The sequence below is a fragment of the Shewanella sp. Shew256 genome (assembly GCF_002196695.1).
Taxonomy (GTDB): domain Bacteria; phylum Pseudomonadota; class Gammaproteobacteria; order Enterobacterales; family Shewanellaceae; genus Shewanella; species Shewanella mangrovisoli.
Map to the genome: position 1 here is coordinate 42,757 of NZ_NAJR01000022.1, position 11,821 is coordinate 54,577.

General features: G+C 47.5%; 12 protein-coding genes. 4 read left to right on the top strand and 8 right to left on the bottom strand.

The window, feature by feature from the left end:
- Positions 1 to 70 precede the first annotated feature (70 nt).
- The 3 genes from B5P39_RS22965 to B5P39_RS22975 all read left to right on the top strand — a co-directional run bounded on the left by B5P39_RS22965 (position 71) and on the right by B5P39_RS22975 (position 1,661).
- Positions 71 to 508 (top strand): DUF3010 family protein, encoded by a 438-nt coding sequence (locus tag B5P39_RS22965; RefSeq protein ID WP_088213060.1) that lies wholly within the window; start codon positions 71 to 73, stop codon positions 506 to 508.
- 57 nt (positions 509 to 565) lie between these two features.
- Positions 566 to 1,075, top strand: a complete 510-nt coding sequence (locus B5P39_RS22970) for a M48 metallopeptidase family protein (protein WP_088213061.1) — start codon at positions 566 to 568, stop codon at positions 1,073 to 1,075.
- A gap of 127 nt (positions 1,076 to 1,202) precedes the next feature.
- A complete protein-coding gene (locus B5P39_RS22975) occupies positions 1,203 to 1,661 on the top strand; it encodes a hypothetical protein (protein WP_088213062.1) in 459 nt (152 codons plus the stop codon).
- 353 nt (positions 1,662 to 2,014) lie between these two features.
- On the opposite strand, the gene B5P39_RS22980 is transcribed toward B5P39_RS22975, so the two are convergent.
- From B5P39_RS22980 to B5P39_RS22995, 4 genes are all read right to left on the bottom strand, one after another.
- A complete protein-coding gene (locus tag B5P39_RS22980) occupies positions 2,015 to 3,310 on the bottom strand; it encodes a peptidoglycan DD-metalloendopeptidase family protein (protein WP_088213063.1) in 1,296 nt (431 codons plus the stop codon).
- A gap of 266 nt (positions 3,311 to 3,576) precedes the next feature.
- Positions 3,577 to 6,627, bottom strand: a complete 3,051-nt coding sequence (locus tag B5P39_RS22985; RefSeq protein ID WP_088213064.1) for an AAA family ATPase — start codon at positions 6,625 to 6,627, stop codon at positions 3,577 to 3,579.
- Positions 6,624 to 7,826: an exonuclease SbcCD subunit D gene (locus tag B5P39_RS22990; RefSeq protein ID WP_088213065.1), complete on the bottom strand. Its 1,203-nt coding sequence runs from the start codon at positions 7,824 to 7,826 to the stop codon at positions 6,624 to 6,626. Before B5P39_RS22990 ends, B5P39_RS22985 begins: the two co-directional genes overlap by 4 nt.
- Positions 7,827 to 8,109: 283 nt before the next feature.
- Positions 8,110 to 8,880 (bottom strand): TSUP family transporter, encoded by a 771-nt coding sequence (locus B5P39_RS22995; protein WP_176400025.1) that lies wholly within the window; start codon positions 8,878 to 8,880, stop codon positions 8,110 to 8,112.
- Positions 8,881 to 9,022: 142 nt separating this feature from the next.
- Between B5P39_RS22995 and B5P39_RS23000 the strand changes: the two genes are divergently transcribed.
- Positions 9,023 to 9,931 carry a LysR family transcriptional regulator gene (locus B5P39_RS23000; RefSeq protein ID WP_088213067.1) on the top strand — a complete coding sequence of 303 codons (909 nt, stop codon included), beginning with the start codon at positions 9,023 to 9,025 and terminating at the stop codon, positions 9,929 to 9,931.
- A 53-nt stretch (positions 9,932 to 9,984) separates the two neighbouring features.
- Here B5P39_RS23000 and B5P39_RS23005 read toward each other — a convergent pair whose 3' ends face one another.
- The 4 genes from B5P39_RS23005 to B5P39_RS23020 form a co-directional block, all read right to left on the bottom strand.
- Complete coding sequence (locus B5P39_RS23005; RefSeq protein WP_011717512.1) at positions 9,985 to 10,371, bottom strand: ribonuclease E inhibitor RraB; 387 nt, start codon at positions 10,369 to 10,371, stop codon at positions 9,985 to 9,987.
- Between the two features lie 22 nt (positions 10,372 to 10,393).
- Positions 10,394 to 10,624, bottom strand: coding sequence for an RNA-binding S4 domain-containing protein (locus tag B5P39_RS23010; RefSeq protein ID WP_011623208.1), 231 nt, complete (start codon positions 10,622 to 10,624; stop codon positions 10,394 to 10,396).
- Between the two features lie 70 nt (positions 10,625 to 10,694).
- Positions 10,695 to 11,231, bottom strand: coding sequence for a GNAT family N-acetyltransferase (locus B5P39_RS23015; RefSeq protein WP_088213068.1), 537 nt, complete (start codon positions 11,229 to 11,231; stop codon positions 10,695 to 10,697).
- 73 nt (positions 11,232 to 11,304) lie between these two features.
- On the bottom strand, positions 11,305 to 11,583 hold the full coding sequence (locus tag B5P39_RS23020) for a peptidylprolyl isomerase (RefSeq protein ID WP_011623210.1): 279 nt from the start codon (positions 11,581 to 11,583) through the stop codon (positions 11,305 to 11,307).
- Between the last annotated feature and the right edge of the window lie 238 nt (positions 11,584 to 11,821).

Consider the following 11,821-nt stretch of genomic DNA (forward strand, 5'->3'; position numbering starts at 1 on the left):
AGATTCTCGACATTACGGGTGGGAATATGCTCCTGCCATATGTAAGAATGTTGATATTTAAAGGTGTAACATGCGAATTTGTGGTGTTGAATTAAAAGGCGGCGAAGCCATTATCAGTCTGCTGAGCTACGAAGGTGAAACCTTCAACGTACCAAGCTGCCGTAAAGTGTCTTTTAGCGTCGCTCAATCAGCCTCAGCGGAAACTATCCGTGAATTTCACTTCGCTTTCCATAAGTTAATGGAAGATTATAAGGTCGATGAAATCGTCATTATCGAGCGCGAGCAAAAAGGCAAACTGGCTGGCTCTGCCACCAGCTTTAAACTCGAAGCCGCAATTCAACTCGGCGATCTGCCGGTGACCTTGTTGTCGCCTGTTGCGATCAAGGAACAAAACAAGCGTAATCCGCCTCAAGTTGATTTTGACAGCTTAGATCTCAAGCGCGTCCAACAACCCGCCTTTGAGGCCGCCTACGCTCAGCAAAATCGCCGTATCTTCGGTAAAGCTTAAAGCCTGTGAGCTTAGCGCGGCTGTAGCGCTAAGCTCGTTTTCCCACAGCTAGAAACAATGCAAACCTTAAAATATTTAAGCGGTTATAGTCCGGATATCCAACGCCAAGTTCAGCAACTACTCGAAGGTGGAAAGCTTGCGGATGTTTTGCTGCGCCGTCATCCCACAGTCCACGAGATCCGCAGCGACAAAGCCCTCTATGACTATACCCAAGGGATAAAAAATCAGTTTTTACGCCAATCCTCTCCCCTGTCGAAAGTGATCTTCGATGATAAAATTAGCATGAGTCATCATGCACTTGGCTTACATTCTTACGTCTCCAGAGTGCAAGGGAATAAAATCAAGGCTAAGAACGAAATCCGTATCTCTTCACGTTTAAAGCGCGTCCCCGAACCCTTGCTCAGAATGGTGGTTGTACACGAACTCGCCCACTTAAAAGAGAAGGATCATAATAAAGCTTTCTATAAGTTGTGTACTTATATGGAGCCCGATTACCATCAATTCGAATTCGCTCTGCGTTTACTGTTAACCTGTATCGACGCTAATCAATCGCCCTACTCAAACTAAACAAACTTATTCGACTAGGCTCGCATTTTACTCATCGATTTATCACGCACAGTTGACTGATAATAATTTTCATTTAGAATGAATCTGTCTTATCCGTTACCGCACTTCAGTCGTGTAAAAAAGTCGTATGAAAAAGCAAAAGATTGGTAAAAAGCTAGAAAAGTGGTGTAACAAACAGGCCAAGAAACTGCAAAAGCAGCAGGCAAAATCCAATCGCCCTGTTGAATTGCAAAACCTTTATTCGGCAAATACGCCAATAATGCATACGACTCATGCTCAAAATAAAAAACAGCAACGTAAATACTTAAGCCAATTATTGTCCGAATATCTGGTAAAACAGCAGATCCAAACCCTCGATAAGACCGCCCGCAAGAAACAACTTAAATTAGCTAAAGCCCATTTTAGTGCCGCGAATGATGCTAAATTTTTAGCATCCGCCGTTATTAAGCGTATCCGTCCATTACCCACTGAACGCAGTTTTGCACTTCGTCCCTTTAAAAAATCCCCCTGCGGTGGTTGTCCAGCTTTAAAAGGTCGCCTGTGTAAATGTGCGTTAAAGGCAATGCAGAAACGTCAGGCCAGTTAATTCATTTGAGTTGACGACTTATTAGCCGTAATCCATCAAACTCAATACACACTAGCTAGCATAAAGCCATGTGACTCGCTTATTTCGGCACTGACACATCTCTAAGACGATATCTACTTTTATCCTTTCAGTTATGTATATGCGTGTTAATTCGGCCTACTTCACTCTCTCCATCACTTATTAAAGCAGTAAAGCTCAATCCTGATTGGTCCCAATACCAACCCTATTAAGCTTGTATGTTGATGAACACCGCGTTTTCCAGCGGTTATACTAAACGCAGCGCAAATAAAAACGCCGATGACATCAGATTCATCGGCGTTTTTATATTCGGTTCGCGCGGATTAATGAATGGCTTAGCCTAAATTCATTAACGCTTGGCGGCTCTTCACGATATTGGTGAAGGTACGTAATTCTTGATTCGCTAATTGGCTCGCCATTGGGATATCGGCTCTCATTGGATCTACTGGCTTGCCGTTAACATGGAATTCATAGTGCAAATGTGGACCGGTAGAACGTCCTGTATTGCCTGATAAAGCAATCACTTGGCCACGAGTCACTCTCTGACCTTTACGCACTAACGCTTTAGAAAGGTGTAAATAGCGTGTACGGTACTTACCACCGTGTTCAATCACAATATATTTACCCGCGAATTGGTGATCGGTGACTAAGCTTACGACACCATCGCCAGGGGCAATAACTTTAGTACCAATAGGCACTGAAAAGTCGGTACCGTTATGTGGTGAAATACGGCCAGTAATAGGATGTTTACGCGTTGGGTTAAAACGAGAACTCATGCGTGGTTGTTTTGCCAACGGAATACGTTGGAAGGCACGCACTAAGCTTTGGCCTTTCGCATCATAATAACTGCCATCGGTATGTTGGAATGCACTAATTTCGGAGCGACCCGTTTTAATGCTCACGCCTAATATTTGGCTGCTTCCGGTTGCTTCGCCCTCAACATATTGATCATTTACCAAAACAGAAAATTTATCACCCGCACGTAAATCCCGAGCAAAATTCACTTTCTCTTTGAGTAAATCTTCAATCCGCTGAATATCGGCCGCCGCTAAACCCATTTTTTGCGCCGAAACATAGAATGAGCCTTTAATATCGCCAGTAACAATACGGTTTTGCCATACACCTTCAACGTTAATTTCTTCAACGTTAAAGCTGCCATCTTCGTAACGGGTAAATACCACTTGGCGGGCAGCGTTAAAATACAGTTCTAACTTTTGCAGTTGGCCTTCATTATCCAGCCAAAATTGAATACGGTTACCGGGTAATAAGGTATCAAGCGCCAGAATGTTTAAGTCGGCCTCTAATACTTTATACATGGTTTGCTGATCAACACCGGCTTTAGAAAATAAAGCACTTAAGGTATCGCCGGAAGCAATAACACGTTCAAAATGGGGGGTATTATCGACAATTGGAGCCGTTTCAACAGGCTCAGAAACCTGTGGCAAAATCGTCTCAAGATCGAGCGCGACGGGAATACGTTGAGCAGTAGGAACCACATGGTTGGCATTCGGCATTAACATCGCCGCACCGATTAATAAACCACCAACTAGGAGAATATTTTTATGGGCTGAAGATAAATTCTGCAAACGAATTTGCGGAAAATTAGCCAAATTGGGTTTACCTGTCTGCAACGCTTTCACCTTTTGTTATCGTTATTGCGTTATATTTTTGAACCAGTCCCACAGGGGGAAGCCCGAATTTTGTCAACTTATCCCAAAAAACCGATTATGACAAACGCTATTTTGCACTTTTATAGCACTATTTACTAAAAACATGCGTCAGTTAGCACTTTAAACCGATTGTGTGTTCTGTATATAGATGTTAAATAGCGCAAAATCTCGTTTGTCATTTCAATAAAAACAAAGTGTTAAGCTAATACTTCTCCACTTAAGTCACACTAAGGCAAAATCACCTTGATTTCACTCCCATGGGAGGTTTTCAAGATATCAATTCGGGTGCCTATCTGCTCTTTCATTTCAGACACATGGGAAATCACCCCAATCATCCTGCCTGCCGACTGCAAATCCATCAGGGTTCGAATGGCAAGTTCGAGTGAGTCCTGATCTAAGCTGCCAAAGCCTTCGTCGATAAATAAGGTATCGAGTTTTATCCCCCCCGCGTAGGCTTGAACCACATCCGATAAGCCCAAGGCCATCGACAAGGCCGCCATAAAACTCTCACCACCACTTAAGGTCGCCACGGGACGCACTTTAGAGGTGTAGGCATCCTCAACTTCAAGCTCCAGCCCTGAAGCCTTATTGCCCTTAGCTCTGTCTTCCTTGCGCAATAATCGGTAGCGCCCCTTACTCATTAAATGCAGCCTCTGCGTTGCCGCAAGTAACACATCGTCGAGCAATACGCTAAGCACAAAGCGTTGCAGTGAAATTTTGTTGCCCGTATTACCGTTGGCAACATCGGCCAAAGTGCCAATCACAGCGTATTCATCCTCAAGGGATTTGGCCTTTTGATCAACAATCGCCAGCTGAGTTTGGGTATTGTTAAGTAGGGTGAGCCGAGTGTTGAGTTGACTCCATACCTCTTCCGCCGTTTTAAGCTGTTCGAGTCGCTCAGTGAGCAAGGCCTCTAAGGCATCAAGATCGGGTGATGTCGACTCGCTCAACTTTGTTTTAAGCTGAGTCAGTTGCGACTGATTTAGGGCGCACTGCCTATGATAGGTCTCTATGCCCTCAGCCAGCACCTGCATTTGTTCATCCGTTAACAAGGCCTCGCGCAATGCATCTCTATCGGTAAAGGCTGCGTTATCCAGCGCCGTCAGCAGCGCCTGCTGTGCTTGCGCCTGCAGATCTGCCGTAGCATTACAACGCTCTATCGCCGCCGATAATGCCGTTTGCGCCGCCACACTCTGCTGCGCCGCCTGCTGCTGCGCGGCTCTCAATGCATCAATCTGACGTTTTATCTGCTCGAGTTGCTGCTGGTTATTCGCAATCGCTTGATTCAATACCTCCAGTTTTCGGTATTCTTCTGGGATCCGCAGCGCTTTTTCCGCAAATTGACCCGATAAGCGCTCGACTTTGCCTTCTTGTTCACGGTAACGCTCACGCTCAAGTTCTAGTTGCTGCGTCAATGTCGACTCTTGCTGTTGCAAGGTTTTGATCTGTTGCTGCAACTGCTGTAGCGCTTGCGCCGCAGCCTCAGCCTGTTTCGATTGCAGTGTCAGTTCGTCTAACGTTTGGCGATGGAATTCGAGCGACAACTCAACCTTATCACCAAGGGCTGTTGCCAGCTCATTCGCCTGCTGTTGCTGTGCATCTAATTGCTTTTGCAGCCCGCGATATTCTGTCCGCGCTTTATTGAGATTATCGAGCGCCAAGGCCTCGGCATCCTGCGCCGTTTGCAATTGCAGTTCGGTTGGTAAATCCTCATGGCTCACCGCGGGTTGAGGATGGGCCGAACTGCCACAAACTGGGCATGGCTCATGGGGTTTTAGCTCTCTAGCTAAAATGGCTGCCTGACCTTGAAACCACTTCAGTTGCAAAGATTTATAAGCCGTTGAGGCTTCTTGATATTGGGTATTAAGCGCTTTTCCTTGTGAGCCGACCTGCTCAAGAACTCCTTGAGTATGCGCGACTTTGGCACATATTTGTTGCCACTGCTTGAACTGCTCGAGCATATGACAGTGTTGCTGCAGCGCCTGCGCAGTGGCAAGTTGCTGCTCACTTTGCTGTTGCGGCTGTTGAGCCTCACAATGGCTGCGCTGCTCAACTAAAGCTGCAAGCGCATTTTTACTCTCCTGCCCCTGCAATTTGGTATGTTGTAGTATCTCTTTAGCCTGCGCTAAAGCTTGTTCAAGGCTGGCAAACTCTGCCAGCTGTGGCACTAACGCACTGAGATGACTGTGTTGCTGCTCAAGGTCGCGCAACTTATGTTCGAGGGGAATGATTTCCTGCGCCGCGGTTTCAGCATGAGCGAGTGCGAGCTTAGCAGCATCGAGTGTCGACTGCGCGCTATCGCGCTGAGTGGCGGCGAGACTCGCTTCTTGCTCCCGCGACAAGGCGTTATCTAATAAGGGTTTTATACGCAGTGCTTGCTTGGCGATGTCAAGCCGTGCCGTTTGGGTTGCAATCTTCCCTTGTTGCTCATTAAGGCGAGATGCCTCAGCCTGCAATTCCTCTAATCGAGTAAATTCAGCAAAGAGTTGCTGCGCGCTATCACGCTGTTTCAATGCCGCTAAATGCGCCGCAACGCTCTGCTCCTTTGCCGCCGTCGCCGCCGCGAATTCGGGTTCAATGCGACTAAACTCAGCGGCAAGTTCATCATCGGATGTCAGTGCTGCCGTTTGCAAAATACCGTCACGGCGGGCGCGCTGCTCTTTGACAAGGTTGCGAATATCCGCCGCCTTGACTTTTAGGGTATCTTCGATGCGTTTATAAATATGAGTTTGAAATAGCTGGCTAAAAATTTGCTCACGCGCCTTAGAGTCGGCCATCAGCAATTCGCGAAACTTCCCCTGCGGGAGCACCATCACTTGGCGGAACTGCTCCACATCTAGGCCAGTTAGAGCCTCGATTTCGGCCGTGGCGTCTGATACTTTACTGGCGACGATAAGGGTTTCACTGCCGTCTGGGGCAATCTTATACAGCTGAGCCTCACTCTTTTGTACCGTTGAGCCATCACCGCTTTTCTTTAATCTTTCCTGCTCGGGGACGCGGCGAATACGATAACTCGTACAGCCTAATTGAAAACTAAAAGTCACCTCGGTAAGCAAGTTATCATCGGCCATATCGCAGCGCATCTGACTGCCTTCGCGCTCGTTACCAGTGGTTTTGCCGTAGAGCGCAAAACAAATTCCGTCGAGCAATGTAGTCTTGCCCGCACCAGTTGGCCCGTTGATCAGGAATAAGGGGTTATCCCCCAGTTCGGTAAAATCAATGGTTTGAATCGAGGCGAAGGGGCCAAAGGCCGACATTGACAGCGTGAGTGGCTTCATGCGGATTGGTCCCCTTTTGCTGCAACGCGAGTAGATCCAACGCTATCCCCTTCATCCCTATGAAGCTTAGTTAAAATCTCATCCATAACCGCTTGCTGCGCATCACTCAGCGCCTCGCCAGAGACTTGGCTGAAAAAATCACGGAACATGGCCATTTCGCCTTTTTTGATATGGTCACGATTGAGTGCGACGGCCTGTTCGCCCGCCATTAATCCTGTGCGTTCTAGATGCAGCACATTGGGATAGACACTACGCAGTTTGCCCATGGCATCTAAAATGGCGTGTTTATCGAGGAGTCTAACCATCAGATAATCCTCACGCTTAGCATCGGTTTTCCCTACCTCTAACAAATGCGCCAATTCCCCTTCGATAATCCGCACATCGCGCAGCGCCGTTAAGGGCAAGAGTTGGATCTGCGCTGGAGTTTGCGCAGCAACATCCACTAAAGTGACTGACTTGTGTTGATGCTGTTCGCTAAAGGAGTATTTCAAAATCGAGCCAGAATAACGTACATGCTCGCTACCTTTATATTGCGGTCCGTGTAAGTGGCCGAGGGCAACATAGTCAAACTCACTAAACAGCCGTGGGGAAATTTTATCGGCGCCACCAATACTCAATGGCCGCTCAGATTCTGACTCACTGCCACCATCTAAAAAGCAATGACTAACAACGACTTTAGGTAACCCTTGGCTATCGTGGGAGCGGACTTGTTCTAACAGTAGCGCCATCGCCTCTTCATGGCTGGATATACTGAGCCCCTTAGCATCCGCCTCAAATACTTGGCGCACAGTTGCTGGTTCGGCGTAAGGCAGCGGATAAAAGTAAGCATCGCCACTTGAGCTAGTTAAGCGGATCGGCGTTAAATCAGCCTGTAGTGGCCCAATAATGTGCAAACCACTTGCCGCCATTTGTTTGGCCGCAAAGCCTAAGCGTTCGTGCCCGTCGTGGTTACCGGCAATCATCAACACTTGTAATCCCAACTCGGTGATGAGGCGATTAAGCACCTCATCGAGCAAAGCCACGGCGCTGGCAGGTGGAATCGACCTATCGTAAATATCCCCGGCAATAATCACCACATCGACAGAGTGCTGCTTTGCCAATGCCACAATTTGATCAAGCACGTAGGCTTGGTCTTCTAAAAGTGATTGATTGTGTAACTGGCGGCCAATGTGCCAGTCAGAGGTATGGATAAATCTCATCGTTGCTAAACCTTAATGGATACTAAGCCGATTCTATCGCGTGGGTGCTTACCGTTTAACTTGTGAAGTTTCCGGTGCAAACGCTTGGCAATAACACAGTCTATTGTTCCTAAAAACGCTTTAAAAATGCTAGGTTATCCTAAACATTGCTGCGGAGTATAGCGAATACCAAGGGACTGAGGAGATTTACAGCAATAAGGCCAAAAACTGTGCTCATGAGACTATGCAGCACAAATAGGCAATCGGCCTTATCAAGGGAGAGTCAAATACGATAGCGGCTATATCAAAACAGGTGATATTGGCTCGCCAACAGTTTCACACTCATGGCCAAGGACATAGTCACCACTAATGGCTTAATGATCTTAGTGCCTTTAGTCACGACTAAGCGCGAACCTAAAGTAGCGCCGATTGCCTGTCCTGCAAGCATCACTAAACCAAGCACCCAAATCACTTTGCCACCCAAGGTGAAGAAGATAAGTGAAGCGATATTGGTCGAGAAATTTAACACCTTGGCATGTGCCGTCGCTTTTGCCAGACCAAAACCGGCAAGAGTCACAAAGGCCAGCGCGAAGAAACTCCCTGTGCCAGGGCCAAAAAAGCCATCGTACAAACCCACACCGAGCGCGGCGGTAAAGGCAAAGGCGGTAGGTGTTAACACTTGATGACGGTCATCTTCCGAAATCTTTTTCGAAAACAGGAAATAACAACCAATGGCGAGGATTAAAAAGGGTAAGACTAACTCCAGTACTTTGGCATCGATCAACTGCACTAGAATCGTGCCTAAGGCGGCGCCCGCAAAGGCACAGATAAGGGACAGTTTAACGGCCTTCAAATCGACCAATCCCTTACGCACAAAGTACAAACTCGCAAAGAAGCTGCCACCGCAGGCCTGTAATTTGTTAGTCCCGAGCGCTACCGCTGGCGGTAACCCCGCCCACATTAACGCTGGGATAGTCAGCAATCCCCCGCCGCCGGCGATAGAGTCGATAAACCCCGCCACCATAGCCACGCCAAAGAGTAATGCCGCAATTTGTAGAGTCAGTTCAAATTCCATGATTGTTATTATTGAGTAATAGGAGCTAAGGCTTCGCATTAGACTGCGTTTGCCTTATAAACGCAAAGGAGTTATTGTCGCGCTAGCGTGAGTAAAGCTCACACTAAATGCCCTCTATCATTTACTCGATTCGGATACGCCTATGTTTACTTCCCTGCCGCCCCTCAATGCATTACGGGCATTCGAGTCTGCCGCCCGCTTGCAAAGCATGACACTTGCTAGCAAAGAGCAGCATGTCACCCACGGCGCCATCAGTAAACAAATCCGTGTATTAGAAGAATTCTTAGGTTTTGCCCTCTTTGTGCGCCTGCATAAAAAAGTCGCACTCACGGACGAAGCCAAACGCTACTTGCCCCATGTGCAAGCGGCTCTGCAAACCTTATCAAGCGCCACAGCCGATTTACGCAGCCAAGGTTCACGACCACAAACCTTAGCGATCAATGTGTTACCCAGTTTAACCATCAACTGGTTAATCCCCCGGATGGAGCAATTTAAATCTCGGCATCCGCATTTGTATGTGGATCTTTCGATCGGTGACTTTGCCGTCGACTTCAGCCAGGGCCGTTACGACATCGCCATTCGCAGCAGCACTCAACTCCCTAGAGGGGTAAATTACATCAAACTGATGGATGAAGACTTGTGTTTGGTGTGCGCGCCATCACTCGCGCCTAAACTCAAAAGCATCGAAGACATCAATCAGGTTACGCTACTTAAACACACCACACGGCCAGAGCTGTGGGAGTATTGGGCGGATAAAGTGGGGCTAGTGCTCACGCAGGCGCAAACCTTTGGCGTCGAACATTTTTATATGTTGAGTCAAGCAGCCGCCAGTGGCATGGGCGCTGCACTGATCCCACGCTTCTTTATCGAAGAACAATTGGCCAATGGCAGCTTGGTGATCCCGTTTCAAGCGCCTTTTACCAGCCCATACGCTTATTACTTGCTCACCCCCAAATCCCCTAGCCTGCCGCTAAAAGTACAGGCCTTTATCGATTGGATGCTCGAGTTATTTGCCCCATATCGGCAATCGTCAGATAACGACAAAGCCTAGATAGCAAAAAACCACCTAAGCGGTGGTTTTTAACGGCTTATCTGGCGATAGGCTTAGTGATGGCAATGCTCATCGTGAACATGGTCGTCATCCATAAACTCATCATCACCTTCTTGGTGTTGCATCACGCCCCATCCATCGGTCATGCCGCCAAACTCGGCCGCAAAATCATTGAGAATGGTTTCTTGCTCAACCAAGTCATCGTAGTCTGGCACCATGTTGATGCATACGATGATTTCCCACTTGCCGAGTTCATCGTTAAGGTTCAGCTCGACTTCGCCTTCTAAATCGGAGTTGGCTAACTCTTCGAGTGCAGATTCAGCATCACGCTGATCATCGAAAACTAAAAAGAAATCAACATCGAGGGCTTTAGTGAGGTCAATTCCGGCTTCGGCCATCGCAGCCAGCATTTTGCCATTATCGTCGTCTGGAAATTGCATATCCTACTCCACAGTATCTGGCTTATTCAGCCGCAATGATTTGAACCGATTCACCATTAAAGCTGACGATGTCACCCGCAACGACTTTTTTACGTTTGCGCGTTTCCACTTCGCCATTGACGGTAACCAAACCTTCATCAATAACATGCTTTGCTTCGCCACCGGCATTCGACATGCCTTGTACCTTTAATACTTTGTACAATTCAATAAAATCTTCGCCAGGGTACAAAGCTAACTGATTAATTTGCGCCACTTAAACACGCCTCAAAAAATAAACCTGCGGCATTATAGCAGCATGTCCCATGGGATGCAGATAATTTAACTTATCTTTGCCTTTCATCGGCGAGCAGCCCGTAGGCGCATTCATCCTGCCACTCATCGCCTATCTTAAAATGCTGCCGAAATACGCCTTCAAGTTGAAAGCCACATTTCTCCATCACCCGGGACGAACCGATATTGTCTTTGGCGCAGTGCCCAACCAATTTATGGACAGACAAACTCAAACAGGCCCAATCGACAACCGCCTGTAAACTCTCAGTGGCATAGCCTTTACCGTGCCCCACGTGCGCCAGCAAATAACCGACCTCGGCACGTTGCTCCTCCACACTTTGACAATGAAGACCGGTTAAACCAATAAACTCACCGCTATCAAGGGTTTCAATCACCAGTGTAAGCCAATCGCCAGAGGCATAGTCCCAGGTGGCTGAGCGCTGTTCAAACTTTTGCCGGATCACTTCGGGAGCTTCAGGAATGCGCACATAGCGATTGATGTCAGGATCTTGATGTAATGCCAAGAAGTGTGGCCAATCCTGCTCTTGTAAACTGCGAAGTCTTAATCTGTCGGTATAGAGTTCAAGCATAGCGGCTCCCCAATGGATGGACGAACTAAAAAAATGGCAGCTAAACGCTGCCATTGTCTCGGCAAGGAGATGATTAACCGCGGCTGGTGACTTCGAGTAAGTGGTAACCAAACTGGGTTTTAACTGGACCTTGAACCACGTTTAATGGCGCACTGAATACCACTTCATCAAACTCACGCACCATCATGCCAGGGCCGAATGAACCTAATTCACCACCTTGTGCGCCCGATGGACATGAAGAATGGGCGCGGGCGATTTGCGCAAAATCGGCACCGTCGAGGATCTGTTGTTTAAGTGCTTGGCACTGTTCTTCGCTGCTTACTAACAAATGTCTTGCTGTAGCCTGAACCATGGTAAAACTCCCTGAATAATCCTGAGACATTTGCCCCAAATATCATATGGTTCCCGTTTTTATGACATCTAAACGGGATGTGGATGTTGAGTATAAAAACATTCTGTTTAAGGCTTTGTTTCCTAAATCGATTCAGCGAGCAAAGCTCCTCATAATCGTTTGAATATTAAACTACACGGTAAGTTTCAGGCATGCCTAGCCCAGTGAGTTTGTTCAACGCCTTTATCATCGCGTAAGT